The organism is Radiobacillus sp. PE A8.2, from assembly GCF_045635475.1.
Lineage (GTDB): Bacteria > Bacillota > Bacilli > Bacillales > Amphibacillaceae > JBJGXI01.
The window spans coordinates 1-22,552 of sequence record NZ_JBJGXI010000048.1 but is presented as its reverse complement, the minus strand read 5'-3'; the positions used below and the strand labels follow the sequence as shown (position 1 = coordinate 22,552).

Sequence of the window (22,552 nt, the reverse complement as noted above, 5' to 3'; positions counted from 1 at the left end):
GGCTATGTATTCTATTTTGGCGCAAATCAACCAGTATTTTACTGATGATAATGATTTTTTTAAGATTGATCACAAATTCAATCATGAGAATATAACTTTTATTGGCATTAACTCCTTAATAAATTTACCAAGAACGTTAGATAGTATAAAGGAGCAACTTCGTAATGCAGAGGGTGTAAAAACTGATATTCATAGTGTATTAAAATATATCGGTGAAACTAAAACAGAGATAGAAGATATTCAAACAGCAATCTTACAAGGAAAGCTAATTATTTGCTTAGAAAATGAAGCTAATTATGCGATTGTCGTGAATCCAATTGAACAAAAGCTTAATCGATCTATTGAGGCTCCCGTGGACGAGAGTGTTTTACAAGGCCCGTTAAACGCTTTTAACGAGGATAGCAATATTAATATTGGATTAATTAGAAAAGAGATTGTATCTGAGAAGTTGAAAACAATACATTTTTCTATCGGTAAGGACAATAAGCGAAGTATATCGCTTCTTTATTATAATAATGGCGCGAATGGAGAACTTATTAAAAAAGTGATTCAACATATAGAACAAAATAGTGATAAAGAGCTTTACAATATTCAAGATATGATTAAAATGCTAGGCTTATCTTCTCGAAATGTGATGTCACAAATTAACACAACAGCAGTACCACAAGAAGCAAGTATAGCTTTATTAAAAGGAAGAATCATCTTGTTCATGGATAGGACGCCGTATGCACTTGTGATCCCAAGTGTGATTTGGGATATGTTTAGTCTGGAAAGTGACCGTAATTTCACTTTTCCATTGATGGTTTCCTTACGGACGTTACGTTTTATTGGGTTTTTAATAACGCTTATTCTACCCGGCCTATATGTTGCTTTGGTTTCTGTTAATCCTGAAGTGTTACGGATTGAACTTGCACTATCAGTTGCCCAAAGTCGTGAAGGCGTTCCATATCCTGCATTAATAGAAATCATGTTTATGCTACTAATTTTAGAACTTATTCTTGAAGCTAGTGTACGACTTCCGAAAAGTATTGGACCAACAATTACGATGGTTGGTGGAATTATTTTAGGACAAGCAGTTGTCCAAGCGATGTTAGTAAGTAATTTACTGATTATTATATTAGCGGCTGTCACAATAGCAAATTCAACTATTGTTGGTATTCAAAATTCGATAGCTATTCGTTTGTTTAAATATTTGATTTTAATATTAGCCTCGATCTTTGGTGTGATGGGAATATTGGTAGGTGTATTTCTCGTATCTTCCTATTTAGCTAGTATAAATACTTTTGGCGTGCCTTATTTGAATTTCAATACGAGCAAAGGAGATATAAAAAGTGGATAAGAGTTTGCAAGTCATTTCTATGTACATGCTAGTCCATATAGGTCTAATCTTTTTCTTATATCCAGCTGATATTATGGAAAGCACAGTCTATGGTCACTGGATACCGATTAGCGTAGGTGTAATCGTTCACTTTTTGATAGTAATTGTGTTTATGAAAGGGCTAAGTTATTTCCCCGGTAAAGATATCATATCTATCTATGCTAATACAGGAAAAATGGTTGTTATCTTATTTTTAATACCGATCTTCTTTTATTTTGTTATGGCTATTATAATATCCGTACGAGCTTATGCGGAAATCATAATTATCGTATTCTTATCAAAAACGCCTCTTTGGTCGGTGATGCTCTTATTGCTATTTTCCTCTTGCTATCTGGCAGTACAAGGTGTAGAAGCTATATTTAGAACAGGTTACTTGACCACTTTCTTGTTTTTTCCTTTAGTGTTATTTGTGTTAATAATCTCTTTTCAAAATGTTGATTGGTACAATTTTTATCCAGCAACTGTGAACGATTTTTCATTTCTTACAAAATCCTCCTATTTGAAGAGCTTTTTTGCAATTGGTGGTGGTTTTTTATTTCTTGGATTTATCCCTCCATATTTTTCCTTTCAAAGAAGCAAAGTGATAATAGCAATTGCGGCTATTGTGCCTTGTTTTTTTCTATCCGTTTATATACCAATTCTAACATTCGGATCATCAACGGCATCTAATTTTCTGTTTCCATTTGTCATGGCCATTGATGCGATTAATATAACTTGGTTTATGTTTGATCGGATGACGATATTTTTCATGCTAAGTATGATCATATTTATTATGTTATTTATCTCCCTGGTTTTGTGGAAATCTGCAAGAATAGTTCATTACTTTCTTCCAACATGGAAGCCTGCCTTTATAATCATATTCATATCAATTTTAATTTTTATAACCTGTTTGTTTATTCCTAACTGGAGTGATGTAGATAAGCTCTTTGAATGGAATACGGTTTTAAGGTTGTATGTGCTGTTTACTGTACCAATATCTATTATTTGGATTGGAATGAGGAAGAAAAATGTCTAAGAGAATAGGATCAACATTTAAAACCTTTCTTTTGATGTCAATATTAATATTTCTAAGTGGGTGTTGGGATACGAAAGATATCAATCACCGGATCATGCCAGTTGCCGTAGGTATTTCGGCAGAGGATGATGAATATAAAATTTATCTACAAATCGCAAAAGTTAATAATGGCAAGATTGACACAGAAGTAGTCATAGGACAAGGTAGAACTGTTAATCAGATAGTCAATAATATTAGTGCGGATATGGAAGCGAGCGTTGATTTACTTCACGTGAAAGTAATAGTAGTGGATAATAAAATTGCTGAACGCGGATTAAATGATCTCGTATCAGGCTTTATGCGATCAAGAGATGTATCGTCAAAGGCGTTAATGACAATTGTTGAAGGTGACATTGATCATTTTTTTCAAACAATGAAACAAGATCCAGGAAAAACAGAAACAATTCCTATAGATCACTTTGAAAAGAATTCTGGTTGGGATCCACAAATTGCGTTAACAAGGGTGTGGCAGGTTTATAAAAGTATCCATTCTAATACACAAGATACTGTGATTCCAATGATTGCACTTGGTGAAACGACATTAATAAAGCAAATAGGGTCTGCTGTCTTGAAAGATGGAAAAGTAGTGGAAACTATTGATTCGAATGAAACGCTGCTATTTAATGCATTAAAGGAAGAAAGTGCACAAGGGAAGATAGAGGTACTCGACGATGCAAGTGTTGTCATATTGGGTAATACGGTCGATTATCAAAGTAAATTAATTGATAGTAGGCCTGAGTTAATCATTAATTTAAAATTTAAAGTAATGGTTCTTGAAACGAGAGGTACAACTTCGGAAAAATTAATTAAGCAGCAATTAAGGGAATTGCTAAAAGTGAGATTTGATAGCATGTTCTCGGAGCTTCAAGAACAGCAGGCAGATATTATAGGGACAGGAAAATTTTTTCGAAACAAAATTAACAGTTCAGATCTATCGAAGTGGCGATCCGAATACTATCCGAATTTATCGTATCAGTTTAACGTATCAGTCGACATCCAAAATGAAGGGAACTTAAAAGAACCAAGTAACTAATGCTGCTATGAAAAAGCGTACAACCGATTTGGCTGTACGCTTTTTCAATTTGTCTCTTTTCGTAGAGTCTGTTGTTTTTTTTGTCATATTTGAAATAATATCCGTCGTAGTTTGGAGAGTGCTTGCACCGCTCCGGAAAGCGACTGCCTGGAGCGAAAATCACGAGCACTACGTTACGACGAAGTTTATCTGTTTTGCCCATTAACAACAATCTCTTAGAAAACAGCCTTCAATTTAAACCTCTGCAGGTGTTTTTACTTGTTTGTGAGTTACTTTTGCAAATCGTGCTTTAAGGTAGGGCAGTGTGTATCTGTCTAAACCATACTTACCTGCATTAGCCCCAGCGACAAGAATGAACATACCAAGCAAAATCATTTGTCCATTGGTGCTGACTGTACCACTGAATACGAACGCGAAGTTCATGGCTAAGCCCATAAGAATCGCAAAGTTGGTAAACAAGCCAAGTATTAATGCGATTCCAACGAGCAATTCACCCCACATAACTAGTATCGTAAACAAATCTGCATTAGGAAGTGCGACGTTTTCTAAAAATACTGCCCACCAGCCTTGCACAGCAGGGTGTTCTCCAGTAGCTTTACCAATTGCCCCTTGTAGAAATCCGCTAGCATCAAATCCTCCACCGGTAATTTTCCCCCATCCACCAGTAAGCCATGTGTACCCGAGATAGACTCGAATAACAGTCAACAGACCAGCAACAAGATTGTTTTTTCTTAATAGTTCTAACATCATCAATCACTCCTTAATTAATATTGTTCAACATTTCACATTTAATTGTTCAAGAATTCTTGTTTGTTTTCTATATTTGTATATTAACACGTGTAGAAAGTATCGAAAATAACTTTGTTCACTAATTCACAATTAAGTAATAACTTTTTGACATCTTAGTGAAAACGGAAAAAAGTGGTTGATATTCCTTGTGATTTGGTAATTCTGTAAGCACTCCCTAAATTTTAAATTGTAAAGAGAAGTTAAGTCTCGTATAATTGGATGTACAAGAATTTGAAAGAAGGTGAACTTTTATGATAGAAGAACGTTTAGACCGAATAGAAGCTCATATGCTACAACTTATTAAAATGGTTGCAGAAACCAATAAAGTAATGAATAGCTTTTCAGTGCGGATGGATAGGTTGGAACAGCGATTTGATAGGCAAGAACAAAAGTTTGAGCAAGAGCAAGCATTAAGTGCAAAAAGACACAAGGAACTGCTGAAAGAGACTAGAAATAATAGTGTAGAAATTGATTATGTTCGAAATGAAGTATCAAAGCATGATATGGCGATTCATAAGTTAGAAACTTCTAATTAGTGTGCTTTCATTTTTACAATTAATAAAAATCATACCAGATTTTTAGCCTCCAATCCTCTCACTTGATTTTTCCTCTTATATTTCTTTATATATACTCTTCTCATATCTTATACCAAATTACAGAATTTTTTGTAATGAGTGATAGACATTTCTCATAGATATAAAGCAAAGCATCGTTTCGATTTTAACTCTAAGTAGATTTGGTAAAGGAGTGAGCGCATGGAGTTCCTGCAAAATATGTTAAATGATAATGTAAATAGTATGAATACGGCCATTTTATATTTAGTTGTTTTTGTGATTGTACTTCTACTCATCACGACGACCATTACAGGATTTGTTTTATTCTTTATGCCTTTGATGCCAAAAGCCATAAAAAACCTTATCCGTAGAATAGTGACCTTGTCGACATTAGCATTTGCAGTGTTTGTTTGGTGGCAAGCAGTTTTGCCACTTGTATAGAATTAGAGTAAATGTTTAGAATGAAAATGAAAAAAGTGCCGCGTAACCAATTTGGACAAGCATCCAATGGTCCTGGCACTTTTTTAGTGAAACAGTTTATATTTCGTTGGCAAGCTCAATTGTATAATTCCCTCTATCGGTAATTAACGAAAATTGTGATTCGTCATATTGGTATAACGTCGAATCTTCAAGTGGGATTTCGTAATAGGAAGAGGGTAAGGGCTGGAGTTGACTATCATCCGTTTGTATTTTACCTGTACCATTAAATACGATGGAGTTCATTGGTTCATAATCATCGATTCGTCTCGTGTTTTTAGTGTAGGAAATCGAGTTTAATTCCAGAATTGTTTCATCATGATCATCGAGTTCATCTTTGGAAATCTTAATTTTTTTCCCATGCCATTGCTGTAACATTTCATTAAATTGTTCTACAGATAAGTATTGCTCTGTCATCGTCATCCCTCCTAGCTTTAGATTTTCCAAGAAGGGCGTTATCATGCAGGCAGTTTAAATAATTTTCAACTGCCGATCTATTTTTCCTTATTACCAACAATACCGTAAAATATCAGTTTTGTTATATCTTCTGTATACGGCAAAATCTGTTGATAAACATCTTCTTTTTGCATTGATTCCTTTAACATTTGTATATAAAATAAAATCGCTTCATTCGAAATCGAAGCGTCAATGTAACCTTTTTCCCTTCCTTCATCAAAAAGGGCAATTAGTTTCGGAAAAACTTTTTTTGCGTAAAATTCTTCTATATAACTATTTCCTGCTGCATAATCTTTCATGAATTCATGATAAAATCCTTCATTTATTTGATCAGCCGACTGCTTTTTATTAAAAACAAGTAACTTAATCTTTTCTGGAAAAGCCACAGTGCTGTCCAAGACTTGCTCTATTTCACTCCATACGGTTTCTACATAATAAATAATCACTTCATGAACTAAATTGTGCTTACTTTCGAAATAATTGTAAATTGTAACCTGAGAGACACTTGCATCCATAGCAATTTGTGCAATGGATACTTTCTGTACACCATACATCATAAATAGATCTAATGCGGTTTTTAGGATACTGTTCTTCTTTATTTGTTTTCGTCGTTCAAAACCGTCCATTGCTTTCACCTCAACATTAGTTTAATAAAATTTTTGAAATATAACAATTGATATATTTCAAAAATGTATTGCAAATGATTTGTTAGTTATTTATTATGAACTGTATAAGGTGAAATATTTCATAATTTTATTTTTTCCTAGGAAGAGGAGGATATAAATGACGATTGTACAGACAAAGAACCTAACAAAAAAGTTTGGTAAGTTTACTGCGTTAGATGGGGTAAATCTTGAAGTGAAAAAAGGGGAAGTGTTAGGTTTTATCGGTCCCAACGGTGCTGGTAAATCGACAACCATTCGCGTGTTATTAGGGATTTTAAAAGCAACGTCGGGTGATGTAACTATATTTGGTAAGGACGCATGGAGTGATGCGGTGGAGATTCATAAACGAATCGCCTATGTACCAGGAGATGTGAACTTGTGGCCGAACTTAACTGGTGGAGAAGTGATTGATCTGTTCGTCAAATTACGAGGTTCAAATAATAAAAGTAAGCGTGAGGAACTTATTAAAAAATTCGATTTAGATCCAACGAAAAAATGTCGAGCGTATTCAAAAGGGAACCGGCAAAAGGTCGCACTAATTGCTGCATTTTCATCGGATGCTGATTTGTATATTTTAGATGAACCAACATCAGGGCTCGATCCATTGATGGAAAGTGTATTTCAAGAATCTGTTATCGAATTGAAAAATCAAGGCAAGAGTGTTTTACTTTCTAGTCATATTTTGTCTGAGGTTGAAAAGCTCTGTGACAGAGTTAGTATTATCCGACAAGGGAAAGTAATTGAGACGGGTTCATTAAATGAGTTGCGCCATTTGACACGTACGCAACTGCTAGTGGAAGCAAAGCAGACAATTACTGGTTTGGAACAGCTACAAGGGGTTCACGATTTAGAAAATAAGAAACAGGGATTGTCTTTTCAAGTAGATACAGAACAGATGGATCGTGTTATCAGCCATATTAGTCAATTTGGAATAGTGAAGTTGGAAAGTGCGCCACCGACTTTGGAGGATTTATTTATGCGTCATTATGAAGTGCAAGAGGAACGTGGCGCGCATACAGGAGCTGGGGGTGACAACTAATGGATGGAAATACTGTGGCCAAAATTGGTCCGTTATCACGGTTAATTATTCGCCAAGATCGAATTCGAATTCCGATTTGGTTAATTGGTTTGATTTTCTTTACATTAGTCGTGCCTGCATCTTTTTCTGATCTGTACGGGACAGATGAACAACGAGAGGGTTTAGCTGAAACGATGCAAAATCCAGCAATGACAGCGATGGTTGGACCGGGTGATTTAGATAACTATACGTTAGGTGTGATGACGGCGCACCAAATGCTGTTAATGACTGCTGCTGTTGTTGGTCTGATGAGTATCCTGTTAGTTATTCGCCATACGAGAACGGAAGAGGAGGATGGTCGAATTGAAATGATCCGAGCACTTCCAACTGGACGCTTGTCTAATTTAAATGCAACCTTGGTTGTAATTAGTGGTACGAATTTGGTATTAGCATTAATCAGTGGTTATGGATTGTATGCACTCGGGTTAGAGAGTTTAAATTTAGAAGGTTCCCTGTTGTATGGAGCTATTTTGGGCGCAACAGGTTTGGTTTTTGCTGGTGTGGCAGCTCTTTTTGCCCAACTATCAGAAAGTTCTCGTGGAGCAGTTGGTTTATCAATTGCTGTACTGTTAATCACATACCTAATTCGTGCGATTGGTGATGTAAGCAATCAAACACTGTCAATGCTATCACCATTGGGATGGATACCGCAAGCGGAGGTATATTCAGATAACCACTGGTGGCCAGTTCTTTCGATGATTGGGTTAGCTATCATTTTATATGCAGTTGCTAATTACTTGAACGCCATTCGGGATTTAGGACAAGGTTTCTTACCTTCAAAACCAGGGAAAAAATACGCTTCTCGATTTTTACAAACGCCGATTGGGCTCGCCCTACGATTGCAGCGCACAGGTATTATTTCCTGGGCAATTGGGATGTTAGTTTTGGGTATTTCATACGGGTCAGTTTTAGGAGATTTGGATTCTTTTTTTGAAGGTAACGAAATGATGGAACAGATGCTGGCTCAGCAGGAAGGATATACAATCATTGAACAGTTTATTCCAATGTTAATGATTGTTATGGTGTTACTTGCAACTATCCCACCATTAATGGCGATCAACAAATTATATGGAGAAGAGAAAAAAGGACGGATTGATCACTTGTTGGGAAGAGCAGTATCACGTACACGTTTAATGGGCAGTTATTTAGTTATTGCGATCGTAAATGGATTCGTGATGGTGTCGCTAACAGCGATTGGGTTATGGTCTGCCGGCACTGCGGTAGTTGAGGGTGGCATGGAATTTGGCTCAATTTATGGAGCAGCGATGATTTATTTACCCGCCGTACTTGTTTTAATTGGGATTGCCGTCTGTCTAATAGGGTTCTTACCTAGGCTTACAAGTATCATTTGGATGTATCTTTTATATTCGTTTATTGTGCTTTATTTAGGGGGCTTGTTCCAATTTCCAGATTGGATCGGAAAATTGACGCCATTTGGTTATGTTCCGCAAATACCGATTGAACAGTTTGATGTACTTCCAGTAATCGTGTTGATCGTTTTAGCAGTCGTGCTTATGGTACTAGGTTTGATTGGCTATAATAGACGAGATATAGCTTAGTAAAAGGGTATCAGGCACTTTTATGCAGACTACGGTATGTGCATAGCTAGTGCCTGTTTTTTTGTTTGGTTGGGAAATCTCTAGAGAGATATACGTCTAGAGATCTAGACTAATTTATTCCTACAGCCTGTTTTTGGAAATGAGTCCTTTCGTTATGATTAAAACATAATGAAAAGAGCTGGAGGATATATATGAAAAAACAATTACTACTTGGGGCTATAGCAGGATTTGGTTTGGTGATATTGGCAGGATGTGGTTTAAATCCACTTAACGCATTTTCAGGAGATACAAAGAGCTATGAAATTAATGTAGAAAAAGATGAAGCAAAAAAACTTGAAGTTAAGTTAGACCTTGGTGTAGGTGAAATGAATGTCGCAGGTGGATCAGAGCAATGGGTAACGGGAATTATTGAATATAATAAAAAGAAATTCGAACCAGAAGTAACTTATAATTTGGACGGAGATACGGGTAAGGTCGCGATTGATCAAGATCGAAATTTAGACGTTGACATATCCATTGGTGATAGCAAGAATGGCTGGAACCTCGGGTTAACTAATGATGTTCCGATTGCATTAGAAGTGAACGCTGGAGCATCTGACACTAATTTAGATTTACGAGGTTTACATTTATCTGATTTAGCGATTGATGCTGGTGTTGGTGATGTCAAGGTAGATTTGAGCGGGGACTGGAAGCAGAGCTTCGATGTGACGTTTAATACTGGTATAGGAGAAACAACAGTCGTTCTTCCAAAAGATGTCGGCGTTAAGGTTGTCTCGAGTAAGGGGATTGGAACTTCTGAATTCACAGGATTGATTTCCCAAGGTGACGGGATCTATTTTAATGAAGCTTATGAAACAGCAGAGGTTATCATTACACTTGACGCGGATATTGGTATTGGGGAATCTAAATTTGAGGTAAAAAATTAAATAGATACATTTTTGTGTAGCGCGTTCTTTGTTTGAGAGCGTGCTGCACTTTTTATATTTATTTTTTGAAAATTCTTAAATAAATTAGAATAAATAAAAATCTAATGGTGACTATAATAGTAAATTTACCCAAGGAGGTTTTACGATATGGAACTAGATATGAGCGTGGAAGAAGTAGTTGAAGGTATTAGAAGATTAAACAAAGCCGATGAGAATTTGAGTAAAAAGCGAATTAAGAAATCACACCCGGAATTAATGCGCCATGCGTTGTATTATTTTTCCGATTGGGATAAGGCGAAGAATGAGAGTATCTCATAAAAAATGTTGGCATAGACTTGACAGAGAACCCTCCGATTATCGGTGGGTTCTTACTTATTAGAATAGACGGACGTATATTGCTTTCGTGGGCGATGTATCATGAGGACATATCCTCATGATTTGTTCAAGATTCTCAAATTGGCTATCCAAGTCCCTGCGTCAACCTATATCGCTCAGCAATAGCACGAACGATTTGGGCAATGTGCAATAGCTCATGAACCCTCCATACAGAATTCTCTAAAGTTTACTGCTGCAATCAGGATGGACTTTTGTTGATTAACTCTAAGGTGATCAGTGTAGAGGAATAGAAAGGGAGGAAATAAACAATCCCCGATCAAGTGTTTGATCGAGGATTTGTTGGTAACGCTGTGCATGTAAAAAAGTTGTCTTCATCTCATCCAATCTTCAAATGAACCTGTACCACTGCATCCAATGCATGAATAGGTATGTTCGTATGTCACACCGATCCCAGTTCCGTTGCACTCCGGACATTTACCCTGCTCTTTCATGTTTGAAATACGCTTTTCATATCTGTCATTTGCCCAAGTGGATATAGCATTGAAAACTCCCATTACACTCACCTCGCATATAATTTTTTATAGTATGTGAGGCAATGGATGTGATTATTCAGACAGATTGAAAATGGTGTTTTACGAATAATCATTTGATGAAGGTGAATTATAAGGTAAATTAGTCAATTTCATAATACTGATTTTCAGGTATCTACATCTATGTAGATAGCTGTGTAAGGTAAGTCTGAAATTGACTCAAATGAATAACTATTTGATGAGGAGAGTTCATTATGAAGGCTTATGAAATAACTAACATGATTATTGATGATGGGTTTCAAAGAGAGGAAACCGTGACGGCAGATTTTACTCGTGAAGACAAACTCTATAGTATCTCGTTTAGCAAAGCAGACTTAGAGCTCATCAATGCATGGGTTTTCGAGAATCATACATCTTTTCCGGCATGTTTATAAGAAGAAGTAATTGAATCTATAAGAGAAGATGTAAGAAAGAGTATGTAGTTCGTGCGACTTTGAAATTCTGTTTCATGCTCGGTATGCTCCAATATTGTTCTCAGATGAGATTTGCAATAACACCCCTCACCAAAACACCAATTTCCGATAATAAGTATAGCCTATTATAATTCTCAATTCATATCAGGGTTTCCTTTCAGCCTAGCATCCCTTATACTAAAAACAATTGTGCAAACGTGTACAATTGTTTTCGTATGGAATATTTCCATCTATTGAGGTGATGTATATGTACAAAACCATTGGGGTGCTGGCACATGTTGATGCAGGAAAAACAACTTTCTCTGAGCAAATCCTTTATCGTACAAATAGCATTAAACAAAGAGGGCGTGTCGATCACAAGGATGCTTTCTTGGACAGTCATGACATAGAAAAGGCAAGAGGTATTACCGTATTTGCCGATCAAGCAATAATTGAGTATAACGAATCTACCTATTATTTGATAGATACACCTGGACATGTTGATTTTTCTCCAGAAATGGAGCGGGCAGTTCAAGTTATGGATTATGCCATCTTGATTATTAGCGCTGTAGAAGGAGTCGAAGGTCATACCGAAACAGTGTGGCGGCTATTGCAAAAGCATCATGTGCCCACGTTTTTCTTTATTAACAAAACAGATCGCGATGGTGCGAATGTCAAACAGGTGCTCAGTGAAATTAAGGAAAATCTAGCGACAGACGTGTATGATTTTACAACCTCTTTTAACAAAGGTGAAATGAAAGAGGATCTAATTGAAGCTATTGCAGAACGAGATGACATGCTGTTGGAGCATTATATGGACACGGGTTTTGATCAACAACTGTGGATGAAAACTTTAAAACAGATGGTTACGAAAGGTAGTTTCTTTCCGTGCTTCACAGGTTCTGCTCTTCAAGATCAAGGAGTGGAACAATTTCTTGAAGCATTCGATTTGTTGACAAAAACAACTTACAATAAGGTAGCCGATTTTGCTGGAAGGGTATACAAAGTACGTTATGACGAAAACGGAAATCGAGTTACTTTTATCAAGGCATTACAAGGAAGCATGAGTGTTCGTGATCAATTAGCATATGGTAAGGAAGAGGGCAATCCTTCAGAAAAAGTTACACAAATTCGCATCTATAATGGACAAAAATTTAAACCGGTTGAACAGGTAGAAGCGGGGCAGCTTTTCGCAGTACTAGGGTTATCACAAGCGGTAATTGGTGATGGGATTGGATCCTTAAAGGAAAAAGCGACATTTACAATGGTCCCAACGCTAAAATCAAAAGTTATTTATGATGCTTCTGCCATCCATCTAAAGGACGTATTAAAATCCTTTCAAATACTAGATGCCGAAGATCCATCGTTACTTGTTCGTTGGGATGAACAGTTGCAAGAGATACATATACATGTGATGGGTGTTATTCAGTTGGAAGTTTTACAACAAATTGTAAAAGAGCGATTCCGGTTTGATGTGACATTTGGTGATCCGAAAATTGTTTATAAAGAAACGATCATGGCACCAATAAAAGGATATGGGCATTTTGAGCCGTTAAAGCATTATGCAGAAGTGCACTTGCTAATAGAGCCGGCTGAGAGGAACAGTGGTATTCACTTTAGTAATATATGTCATGCCAACGATTTGATGGTTGGTAATCAAAATCTAATTCGCCATCATTTGTTTGAACGAGATCATCACGGACTGCTCACTGGTGCAGCACTTACGGATGTAAAAGTAACATTGTTAACGGGCAGGGCCCATAACAAGCACACATCTGGAGGGGATTTTAGAGAGGCAACCTATCGCGCACTTAGACAAGGCTTAGAAAAAGCAACAAATGTCTTGCTAGAGCCTTTTTATAACTTTAAAATCAAGGTCGATATCGATGTGATAGGTAAAGTGCTTTCCGATATACAACAGGCGTATGGTACTTTTTCACCACCAGAAATGACAGACGACAAAGCAGTAATCACAGGAAAAGTTCCTGTTGCAACATTCATGCATTACAGCACAACATTCGCTTCTGTTACACAAGGAAAAGGAATGTTACGCCTCATTTTTGCTGGCTATGATTTGTGCCATAATCAGAAAGAAGTCATCGAACAGATTGGCTATAACAAAGATGCCGACCCGGAGTATACTTCTACTTCAATTTTTTGTGCAAAAGGTCAAGGGTATAAGGTGCCTTGGGATGAGGCGGAAAATGCAATGCATTGCCTTTCATGAGAAGTTTTTTTGGGATGGCTGCAATGTGATACATAGACTCTTTTAGCAATACCGTTCTTATTCTGGAATTTGCTGGATTATTAGGACAAATAAAAAGAAGACCAAACTATGTTTGGTCTTTTAAACTGTCAATTTTACTGCTAAATAAATGATAATACCATAATTAATTCCTCCTAATATAAGGCGATCTCGATCACCAACTCCTCTTCTTATCCCATCATTATGTGATTAATTAAAACAGGATGAGTCAATTTCATAATTACCATACACAGCTATTTGCATTCACATATAGTTCGGAGACGTTTTAATTCGACTATATGTGGATGCAAATAGCTAAGAATATGTATTATGAAATTGATTAAGGATAGTTAAAAATTTAATAAACTGTAACTTTTATAGGTTAGCATTCGTCTGAATATAGATTTTTTGATTGGTTGGGGGAGGGTCAGTTTTGGATGCGTATAGAAAGATAGAAATTGAAACGTGGTATGAAGACTACAGTGATGCAGTATTTAAATATGTTTGTATGATGACACGCGATTATCAACAAGCGCAGGATCTAACACAAGAAACATTTATTAGGGCATATAACAACTACGACACATTTGAGCGAAATGCAGAAGCAAAAACGTGGCTGTTTCGAATTGCACATAATGTAACGATTGATTATTTGCGAAAAAATAAACCATTACGTATGATGGAGAGTTTTCTGCAAAATAAAGAAGATCTTACACAATTACCAGAAGATAAATTATCCGTAGAAGAAGATGTAAGAGAAGTGTATCAGGCGTTGGGCAAGCTGAAGCCTGCATTTCGTGAGGTTATTATTTTAAGAAGAATAAAAGAATTTAGCATTAAAGATACGTCTGCTATTTTAGGATGGTCGGAAAATAAAGTGAAAATCACCTTACACAGAGCTTTACCAATGTTACGAAAACAATTGGAACAGGAGGGATTTAGTTATGAAGAAACAACGTGAGCTAAACAAAACGCTGCAGTCAATCGATGAAAAAAGTTATTGGAATCAAAATGATCGCTTAAAGTTAAAACAATCGATTCTAAGCAGCATCGATCAACAAGACGATAAGCGCAGTCATAAACGTACTCCTTTTGTTTATTATGGGTCACTGATTACAGCTTGTTTGTTCATATTTATCCTGCTTGTTCCGTTTATACAAGGATTGGATAACAATGATCAGCATGCGTCTTCTACATGGACGGGAAATGCTAGTGCAGATGGCTTTTCTTTTGACCTTATCAGTATAAAAGAGGGGAAAGATGGAGCAACAGTCGTCCTGCAAATTGAAAATAAAAGTGAATACGATTTTATAGCAAATGAGATATTTATCAAAAATCTAGACAATCAAGTTTTCACTGATGAGGACAGGTCAAGCTGGTCTTATCAACCTGAAGATAAGTACGTTGACAAAAGTTCGTTGCTATTAAAAACAAAAGAACGAGAAGGCTCTTTTGATGAAATAAAAACAGGTGAAAAGGTAGAAATAGAATTTTTCGTACCGAATCAGTATCGATCTGAGCAGTATCAACTCATGTATCAAAGCTACACGATACCTTTAGAGCCTGGAAGAGATAAGGTGCCAGGAAGGGTCTTTCATACTATCGATTTACAGAATAGAGTAATAACTAAATATGAAGAACCTGGAAACATTGGTGGATTTGCTCGTACAATGATACCTATCCTCTTTATTGTAGGACTACTATTTATTGCACTTCGATTAGGGAAAACAACTCAAACAAAAGTATTGTTGGTTTTTGCAATTATAACAATTGCAACGCTTGGACATTTTACAAAGATGTTATTAACTGATGATCAACGAGAAATAGAACAAGAAGCTTTAGAAACGTTAAGTTCACCCATGACTGATGTGGTCCACATCGAAATGCTAAATAGTAAAGAAGCGCTTGTCTTTTATGAATGGGGTGGGGGAACGGAAGTGTTTTTGGGAAGTACGATTGTGAAGAAAACGTTACTTGGTTGGCATAGTAATGGTGGAGGAGCAAGTCAAATTGCCAGTGAACAGAAATATGAAACTGGTTATTCTGGACTAGAACTGCGTGGGGCAACAGAATATGTACATCTCCTTAAAGGAAAAGTGCTTGATGAAGCAATTGCTGAAGTGCGTGTTGTGGTTGATGATAAGGAACTAACCGGTAACATAGTCGAGTACGCGGAAAGGGAACGACTATGGTATATCGTATCAAATAACGCTAACATCGATCAAGCAACTGTTTATTGGCTGTCTGAAGATGGAGAAATAGTTGAACAGTCCTATTAAAAGATGCTGCGCATAACAGAAGGATAAGATAATCTTTTCAACCAAACATAGCAATGACAGGCACTGTGTGTAGTGCCTGTCATTGCTTATTCTTTTAATAGCTGATAGTGCTTGATAACTTCTTGGGTAATTGCACTATCTTCCTCTAATCCACTTACTTCATTTAACACACCTGTTACACTTTTTTCTTTGATCATTGCTTGAAGTTTGACAGCTTCTTCATCCTCAGAATAATCAAACAATAATGCGGCAGCAATCGCTTTTGCTAAATTAGAGAAAGATAAGCCTGCTTTCTCTGCTTCTGTTGCTGGACGGATCAATCGATCTTCAGGACCTAGTTTGCGTAAAGGTGCACGTGCCACTCTTGTGACGCCATCGTTCAAATAAGGGTTTTTGAAACGCTCGATAATTTTTTGAATATAAGTTAAATGCTGCTCTCGATCCAATTGATAGTGTTTGATCAAGTAATCACCAGTTTCTTTTAATGTTGCCAGTACTTGAGCAGCGACTTTATCATCGGCTAATGTTTGATCAATGGTTGATTTTCCTTCTAGGTAACCGAGATAAGCGATAACGGCATGCCCGGTATTAACAGTAAATAATTTCCGTTCAATAAACGGCGCCAAATTATCGACGATCGTCATTCCTTCAATCGGAGGCATATGCTCGGTTGCTTCAACAACCCATTCATAGTAGGGCTCCACCAATACATCTAGTGACTCTTTATTTTCTTGAATCGGGACAATACGGTCAACTGCTGAATTGAAGAAATAGACCCTCCCGTCTAATCTCTCTTTTGTATCTTCATCTAGATTTTCTAAAATATTCTTTTTTAATATATCGGTTGCTCCAATTTGATTTTCACATGCAATCACATATAACTTCTGCTCGTTTTGGTAAACACGCTCCGTCAACCCCCGCGCGATTAGCGGAGCAATTCTCGGCAAAATTGTCGGTCCTATTGCAGTCGTTAGGAACGTTGCGTTAGTAATGGTATCTATCACTTCAAGTTCCTGTGTCATATTATTCAGACCTGAAACATTATGAATAGTCGTTTCCTGTTTCTCATCCGTAGCAAGTTTGACTTTATAACTTTTTTGCTCATTTAATTGGTTGATGATCTTTTCTGCAATATCAACAAAAGTGACATGATACGAGGATTGAGAAAATAATGCACCTATAAATCCTCTACCAATATTCCCTGCACCAAAGTGGACGGTTTGTTTCAAATGTATCATTCCTTTTTTAAACAGATGAGTCAATTTCCTACTACTTACTTTTAGAGGTTGTTCAAAAAGTCACCAAATGATCAGCGGCGCATCTCTTCGTTGGCTTGTTTTTCCGTTGCTCACGTATTAAAAGCATACGTTCCGCTACTCGAAACTACGCCGCCTCGTTCTGCTTGCTGCTAATTCGGCACCTTTTTGAACACGCACTTTTAGCTATCTGTATAAGGTAATTATGAAATTGACTCAGATATGTTCTATTTAATATTATTTACTGTTAATAATCTCCAATAATTCTTTAGCGGTTTTTGCTTGTACCATCTGCTCTACGTTCGCTTCTTCTGAACAAACTATAGCAATGCCAGAAAGAATATCTAAATGCGTTCCATCTTTACCTGCGATTCCGAATATTAATTTGGCTGATCCTGACCCAAAATCAACGCCTTTTGGTACTTGGATGACCGTGAAACCTGAACGTTTGACAGCCTGTTTCGCGGCTTCAGTACCATGTGGAATGGCAACATGATTGCCCATGTACGTGGACGTTATATTATCACGTTCAATCATCGCATCGACGTAGCTTTCTTCCACGTAGCCCGCTTTTACTAACACTTCACCAGCAAACCGAATTGCTTCCTCTTTAGAAGAGAATGCTTGGTTTAGGAAAATATTTTCTTCTAATAATAGATCATCATCGTCGTGCTCATGGTCAACTCCGGTTGCTTCTGCCTGAGATTCCTCAACGACCTCTGTTAGCTCTTCACTGACACCATTTTCAATACTATCAACAAGCTTATCGTATTCGGGACTTGATAAGAAATTATCAACCGAAATATGATATGCGTCCGGCAACTTATTTTTTGCTCGAGGTGTTAATTCTTCTTGTGTAATAACAACCTGTGCATCATTAGGTAGATCATTAATTGCTGTATTGGTGACCGATACATTTAAATTTGCTGCTTTTACTTTTTTTCGAAGCAATGATGCACCCATCGCACTGGACCCCATACCTGCATCACAAGCAAATACGACCTTGCTTACATTGGATGGGAAAGCACCTTGATTAGCAGTCAACGATGTTGCAACACTGCTTTTCTTACCTTTCATTTCTTGCATCTTTCTTGCAGCTTCCTCTATATCTTCATTTCCTTGCTTACTAGTTTTCAGTACAAATGCCGATATAACAAAAGAGACAACCGCTGCAACGATTACACCAGCAAAGTTAGCAAAATATACACTGGCGTCGTTAGGTGTGACAGCAGTTATGGCTAAAATACTCCCTGGCGAAGCAGGCGCAGATAAACCACCACCGAGCAACACTAATGTGAAAACTCCGCTCATGCCACCTAAGATTACAGCGAAAAATAACATCGGGCGCATTAATACGTAAGGGAAATAAATCTCATGGATCCCACCTATAAACTGGATAATTGCAGCACCGGGAGCAGATTGCTTTGCATTTCCTTTTCCAAACAATGTAAAAGCTAGTAAGACACCAAGACCAGGTCCAGGATTTGCTTCTAACAAAAACAGGACTGACTTTCCAGCATTTTGAACTTGTTCTAATCCGATTGGCGACAGCACGCCATGATTAATTGCATTATTTAAAAATAAGATCTTAGCAGGTTCAATAAGAAGACTCGTAAGTGGCAATAATCCTGTTTCAATTAGCCAATCAACTCCTGTAACAAGTACATCTGTGAATGCACTAACAGCTGGACCAATACCTAGGAAGGCTCCTATGGCAAGAGCACCGCCAAGAATGCCAGCGGAAAAATTGTTAACGAGCATTTCAAAGCCTGCTCTAACTTTTCCCTCGATAAGCTGGTCGAATTTCTTAATAACGTAGGCGGCTAGTGGTCCGATAATCATTGCGCCTAAGAACATCGGTGTGCCAGGTGCACCAATAATCACACCCATTGTCGCAATAGCACCGACAACACCACCCCGTTGTTCATGAATTAATTTACCACCGGTATAACCGATTAATAATGGTAATAAGTATGTTACCATCGGATCGACTAACTTTACTAGTTCTTCATTAGGAAAAAATCCTGTTGGAATAAATAAAGCTGTAATTAACCCCCAAGCAATGAAAGCACCAATGTTCGGTAATACCATCGAGCTTAAGAAAGTACCGAACTTTTGTACTCTAACTTTAATTGTTGATGGTGCCATCCTATCTCATCCTTTCGTTTAATAAAAAGTCTAAACTTTATAAAAATGTTCATGATTGTATCTTTTCCTACTTATTAACCATTATTCCAAGATAAAATGTTCGCGATTTTGAATTGTGAAAGCAGTTTATGCTCGCAAAACTGGGCTTAGCTATTGTAAGCTATAGATGCGATTGCTTTTATACATAGGGGGATTATTTTGAAGCGCTTACTTTGGATTGGTTGCATTACTTATTTATTAATTGGATTAACACACATTATTATTGGTTCACTATTAACTGAAATTCTAGATTATTATGATCGAAGCTACACAGATGGGGGCATGCTAGTCGCCTGTCAATCAATAGGTTTTCTTACTGGCGTGATCTCTTCATCTTATTTAGCAAAATACATAGGGCGTAGACGTGCATTGGTTTCCGCCACATTTACGATTTCAATTACTCAAATTGCATTCGTATTATTGGTACCATGGGCATGGTGGTTGGCTATCGCGGTTATTTGTGGGCTAGGATTCGGAATAATCGAGCCACTAGTCGGTTCGTTAATTATTGATGGTATTAAAGAGAAACAAGCGGTTGCATTTAGTCGTTTGGAAGTTTTTTTTGGCATTGGCTCGCTGGTTATGCCAATAATTTCAGGATGGTTAGCAGCTACTGATTTATGGCGTTTTTCCTTCCTTGTCTTAGGCTTATATGCGCTTGTCATATGCGGTATATGGATGAAGGTGTCGTTTGGCTCGTTCGAAAATCTGATGGGTAAATCGAAGGATATACCAGAAAATCATGATGATGAAAATCCGATTTTTGGTAAAAATCGTTACTTATTTATCGGTTTCATCTTATTTTTTCTTATTTATGTTGGCACCGAAGTCAGCGTTATGAACTTCTTACCGTCGATCCTCGTCAATAAATTAGGTACGGAAACCTTCGCAGCAACGTTAGCAGTTACCATTTATTGGGGAGCGATGGTAGCAGGTCGCTTAGGCGCTGGTTATTTAGCGGAACGGATGAATTATGTACGCTATCTACTCGTGTGTTGTTTCGGTACAGTGGTATTTATTGCTAGCTTAGGCTTTATTACGAGTTTGTGGATGGGCTATCTACTGATTATTCTAATTGGACTTATGATGGCGGGCATTTTTGGTATCGCTCTCGTCTATGCTAATCAAATGCTTCCGGGCAGTACCGAGCGTAACACAAGTATTCTGATCGCATCAGGTGGATTAGGAGGGATATTTTTACCTTTGTTGACTGGTGGTATTATGGATCATTTCTCAACAAGTGTCGTCTCGATTGTGCTTGCTGGATTGTCGGTGTTTATGTTTCTGTTTATTCTTATTTCTGGTGTGCGTAAACTAGTGCCAACTGGTGTGTAATTTAACTAAAGCGGAGCAATCGCCCAAACCAACTCTAGGTTATTGTCATAAGGTAAAAAGAATAATCAAGGGGAGGGAATTAAATGTATCGTGAATATAACAATTATGGAATGATGGAGCCTATGCAGACGCAATATTATACGATGGTTGATCCTTATGTAATTAATACATTGCAGTCTGTACTTGGTAAAATGTTACTCATAGAAACAACGAAGGATTCGATTCGTGGAAAGTTAATGGATGTAAAACCCGATCACATCGTACTGCTGGCTGGGGATTCAACGTTTTTTATTCGAATCCAACAAATTGTTACGATTATGCCGGATTAAAAAAGTAGGGGGAAGAGAGTAAATCTCTTCCTTTTTATTTTTTGTTCTATAATAATCTCTTGCTAGGAAGCAAAATACTTTTGGTTAGTAAACTTAGAACATCGTTTTCAATCGAATAGCGCGATACATTAATCTAGCGTCTCTACCTAACTTGCCACGATAGTTAAGATAGGGCTCTAGATTCCTTAAATAAACTTGGTCACATTGTTGATGATTGCGTGTTCTTTTGTAGCATATGTCATGCTCCCTGCAAATTGCATCAAGTTGATTTGTTGGAGCACCAGGGCCGCTACATCCTGGTCCACAATAGCGATAACCAGAAATACAAGGCACAGAAATCACACTCCTTTATTGCTATGATATGTCATCTTGAAGGAATTGCGTGGGGGGATGCCCGCAGGAGACAGTATTTTTCACCACGCATATGAAAAATGCTATAGTTAAGGTAGACAAGCATAATGTAGGAGGAAATCATTGTGGAAATAGGAATAAGTACATTTGTAGAAACAACACCAGATCCTAAGACGGGGAAGGTAGTAAGCCATGCGCAACGTATTCGAGAGGTTGTTGAGGAAATTGTTTTAGCAGACAAAGTCGGTCTCGATGTGTTTGGCGTAGGTGAGCACCATCGTGAGGATTTTGCTGCTTCTGCTCCAGCAGTTATACTCGCTGCGGCTGCATCCCAAACGAAGCGGATTCGCTTGACTAGTGCGGTTACTGTTCTTTCTTCAGATGATCCGGTACGAGTGTTTCAAGATTTTTCGACGGTTGATGCCATTTCCAATGGACGTGCAGAAATAATGGCCGGGCGTGGTTCGTTTATCGAGTCCTTTCCGCTGTTTGGCTATGATCTAAATGACTATAATGAATTGTTTGAAGAAAAGCTTGATTTGTTGTTAAAAATAATTGCTTCAGAAAAAGTGTCGTGGCAGGGCAAGCATCGCCCAGCTATCAATAATATGGGAGTATATCCACGTCCAGTGCAGGATCCGTTGCCAGTATGGATTGGTAGTGGTGGTAATCAAGAGTCGGTGGTGCGAGCAGGACTGCTTGGGCTTCCGCTCGTACTAGCGATTATTGGTGGCAGTCCTATGCAGTTTGAGCCACTTGTGCAGCTATATAAGCGGGCAGTAGATCATGCAGGCCATGATATCTCGAAGTTAACTGTTGCTTCCCATTCTCACGGATTTGTTGCCGATACGACAGAAGAAGCGGCAGAGAAATTCTTCGCACCAACCCAACAAGTGATGAATAAGCTAGGACGGGAACGTGGATGGGGACCTTATACGAAGGAAAGCTTCGATACAGCACGTAGTTTTGAAGGTGCATTATATGTTGGAGACGCTGACACGGTTGCGGAAAAAATTATACATTTACGTAAGCATGTTGGTGTCCAACGGTTTATGCTACACGTACCAGTAGGCTCAATGCCACATGAAGATGTGATGAAGGCGATTGAACTACTAGGAACAAAGGTAGCACCAAAAGTTCGCGAGGAAATCGCTAAGTGGGAGTCAGAGAACAAGTAGGGCGATTGTAGATAGTTCTATAGAACCTTTGGAAATTATGCAGATGACAGATTTGAAAGAGTGAAAGTACTGCTGAAGTGACAGTTATAAAAAGCAACAGTTTAT

At 37.6% G+C, this 22,552-nt stretch carries 22 protein-coding genes; 16 read left to right on the top strand and 6 right to left on the bottom strand.

Features of this window, described 5'->3' with window-relative positions:
* Positions 1–4: 4 nt before the first annotated feature.
* The 3 genes from ACI6MV_RS20130 to ACI6MV_RS20120 are packed head-to-tail and all read left to right on the top strand — an operon-like array spanning position 5 to position 3,465.
* On the top strand, positions 5–1,339 hold the full coding sequence (locus ACI6MV_RS20130) for a spore germination protein (protein ID WP_407272117.1): 1,335 nt from the start codon (positions 5–7) through the stop codon (positions 1,337–1,339).
* Positions 1,332–2,393, top strand: a complete 1,062-nt coding sequence (locus ACI6MV_RS20125) for a GerAB/ArcD/ProY family transporter (RefSeq protein ID WP_407272116.1) — start codon at positions 1,332–1,334, stop codon at positions 2,391–2,393. Before ACI6MV_RS20130 ends, ACI6MV_RS20125 begins: the two co-directional genes overlap by 8 nt.
* Positions 2,386–3,465, top strand: a complete 1,080-nt coding sequence (locus ACI6MV_RS20120; protein WP_407272115.1) for a Ger(x)C family spore germination protein — start codon at positions 2,386–2,388, stop codon at positions 3,463–3,465. The genes ACI6MV_RS20125 and ACI6MV_RS20120 overlap by 8 nt, the downstream gene beginning before the upstream one ends.
* A gap of 234 nt (positions 3,466–3,699) precedes the next feature.
* Here the strand turns inward: ACI6MV_RS20120 and ACI6MV_RS20115 are convergent, their stop codons facing one another.
* Positions 3,700–4,212, bottom strand: a complete 513-nt coding sequence (locus ACI6MV_RS20115) for a DoxX family protein (protein ID WP_407272114.1) — start codon at positions 4,210–4,212, stop codon at positions 3,700–3,702.
* Positions 4,213–4,505: 293 nt separating this feature from the next.
* On the opposite strand from ACI6MV_RS20115, the gene ACI6MV_RS20110 reads away from it, so the two are divergent.
* Together ACI6MV_RS20110 and ACI6MV_RS20105 are read left to right on the top strand one after the other, a co-directional pair.
* A complete protein-coding gene (locus ACI6MV_RS20110) occupies positions 4,506–4,790 on the top strand; it encodes a hypothetical protein (RefSeq protein ID WP_407272113.1) in 285 nt (94 codons plus the stop codon).
* 219 nt (positions 4,791–5,009) lie between these two features.
* A complete protein-coding gene (locus ACI6MV_RS20105) occupies positions 5,010–5,249 on the top strand; it encodes a hypothetical protein (RefSeq protein ID WP_407272112.1) in 240 nt (79 codons plus the stop codon).
* Between the two features lie 96 nt (positions 5,250–5,345).
* On the opposite strand, the gene ymzB is transcribed toward ACI6MV_RS20105, so the two are convergent.
* The gene (ymzB, locus tag ACI6MV_RS20100; RefSeq protein WP_407272111.1) at positions 5,346–5,702 is read right to left on the bottom strand and encodes a protein YmzB; all 357 of its coding nucleotides are present in this window, start codon (positions 5,700–5,702) and stop codon (positions 5,346–5,348) included.
* 77 nt (positions 5,703–5,779) lie between these two features.
* Complete coding sequence (locus ACI6MV_RS20095) at positions 5,780–6,367, bottom strand: TetR/AcrR family transcriptional regulator (RefSeq protein WP_407272110.1); 588 nt, start codon at positions 6,365–6,367, stop codon at positions 5,780–5,782.
* 157 nt (positions 6,368–6,524) lie between these two features.
* Between ACI6MV_RS20095 and ACI6MV_RS20090 the strand changes: the two genes are divergently transcribed.
* The 8 genes from ACI6MV_RS20090 to ACI6MV_RS20055 all read left to right on the top strand — a co-directional run bounded on the left by ACI6MV_RS20090 (position 6,525) and on the right by ACI6MV_RS20055 (position 15,811).
* On the top strand, positions 6,525–7,445 hold the full coding sequence (locus tag ACI6MV_RS20090; RefSeq protein WP_407272109.1) for an ABC transporter ATP-binding protein: 921 nt from the start codon (positions 6,525–6,527) through the stop codon (positions 7,443–7,445).
* On the top strand, positions 7,445–9,043 hold the full coding sequence (locus tag ACI6MV_RS20085; protein WP_407272108.1) for an ABC transporter permease: 1,599 nt from the start codon (positions 7,445–7,447) through the stop codon (positions 9,041–9,043). The genes ACI6MV_RS20090 and ACI6MV_RS20085 overlap by 1 nt, the downstream gene beginning before the upstream one ends.
* A gap of 191 nt (positions 9,044–9,234) precedes the next feature.
* Positions 9,235–9,969: a toast rack family protein gene (locus ACI6MV_RS20080; RefSeq protein WP_407272107.1), complete on the top strand. Its 735-nt coding sequence runs from the start codon at positions 9,235–9,237 to the stop codon at positions 9,967–9,969.
* A gap of 147 nt (positions 9,970–10,116) precedes the next feature.
* On the top strand, positions 10,117–10,287 hold the full coding sequence (locus tag ACI6MV_RS20075) for a hypothetical protein (protein WP_407272106.1): 171 nt from the start codon (positions 10,117–10,119) through the stop codon (positions 10,285–10,287).
* Between the two features lie 802 nt (positions 10,288–11,089).
* Positions 11,090–11,269 (top strand): hypothetical protein, encoded by a 180-nt coding sequence (locus ACI6MV_RS20070; protein ID WP_407272105.1) that lies wholly within the window; start codon positions 11,090–11,092, stop codon positions 11,267–11,269.
* A gap of 286 nt (positions 11,270–11,555) precedes the next feature.
* Positions 11,556–13,514: a GTP-binding protein gene (locus ACI6MV_RS20065; protein WP_407272104.1), complete on the top strand. Its 1,959-nt coding sequence runs from the start codon at positions 11,556–11,558 to the stop codon at positions 13,512–13,514.
* Positions 13,515–13,965: 451 nt separating this feature from the next.
* On the top strand, positions 13,966–14,493 hold the full coding sequence (locus tag ACI6MV_RS20060) for an RNA polymerase sigma factor (RefSeq protein ID WP_407272103.1): 528 nt from the start codon (positions 13,966–13,968) through the stop codon (positions 14,491–14,493).
* Positions 14,477–15,811, top strand: a complete 1,335-nt coding sequence (locus tag ACI6MV_RS20055) for a hypothetical protein (RefSeq protein WP_407272102.1) — start codon at positions 14,477–14,479, stop codon at positions 15,809–15,811. Before ACI6MV_RS20060 ends, ACI6MV_RS20055 begins: the two co-directional genes overlap by 17 nt.
* Before the next feature lie 86 nt (positions 15,812–15,897).
* Here the strand turns inward: ACI6MV_RS20055 and ACI6MV_RS20050 are convergent, their stop codons facing one another.
* Positions 15,898–17,040, bottom strand: coding sequence for a mannitol-1-phosphate 5-dehydrogenase (locus ACI6MV_RS20050; protein ID WP_407272101.1), 1,143 nt, complete (start codon positions 17,038–17,040; stop codon positions 15,898–15,900).
* A 264-nt stretch (positions 17,041–17,304) separates the two neighbouring features.
* Positions 17,305–19,215, bottom strand: coding sequence for a PTS mannitol transporter subunit IICBA (locus tag ACI6MV_RS20045; RefSeq protein ID WP_407272100.1), 1,911 nt, complete (start codon positions 19,213–19,215; stop codon positions 17,305–17,307).
* 198 nt (positions 19,216–19,413) lie between these two features.
* Here ACI6MV_RS20045 and ACI6MV_RS20040 point away from each other — a divergent pair, with 198 nt between their 5' ends.
* Both ACI6MV_RS20040 and ACI6MV_RS20035 read left to right on the top strand, forming a co-directional pair.
* Positions 19,414–20,589 (top strand): MFS transporter, encoded by a 1,176-nt coding sequence (locus ACI6MV_RS20040; RefSeq protein ID WP_407272099.1) that lies wholly within the window; start codon positions 19,414–19,416, stop codon positions 20,587–20,589.
* Positions 20,590–20,672: 83 nt separating this feature from the next.
* On the top strand, positions 20,673–20,918 hold the full coding sequence (locus ACI6MV_RS20035; RefSeq protein WP_407272098.1) for a YuzF family protein: 246 nt from the start codon (positions 20,673–20,675) through the stop codon (positions 20,916–20,918).
* Positions 20,919–21,011: 93 nt separating this feature from the next.
* Here the strand turns inward: ACI6MV_RS20035 and ACI6MV_RS20030 are convergent, their stop codons facing one another.
* Positions 21,012–21,251, bottom strand: a complete 240-nt coding sequence (locus ACI6MV_RS20030; RefSeq protein ID WP_407272097.1) for a Parvovirus coat protein VP1-like protein — start codon at positions 21,249–21,251, stop codon at positions 21,012–21,014.
* A 143-nt stretch (positions 21,252–21,394) separates the two neighbouring features.
* On the opposite strand from ACI6MV_RS20030, the gene ACI6MV_RS20025 reads away from it, so the two are divergent.
* Entirely contained in the window at positions 21,395–22,447 is a 1,053-nt protein-coding gene (locus ACI6MV_RS20025) for an LLM class flavin-dependent oxidoreductase (protein ID WP_407272096.1), read from the top strand.
* Positions 22,448–22,552 lie beyond the last annotated feature (105 nt).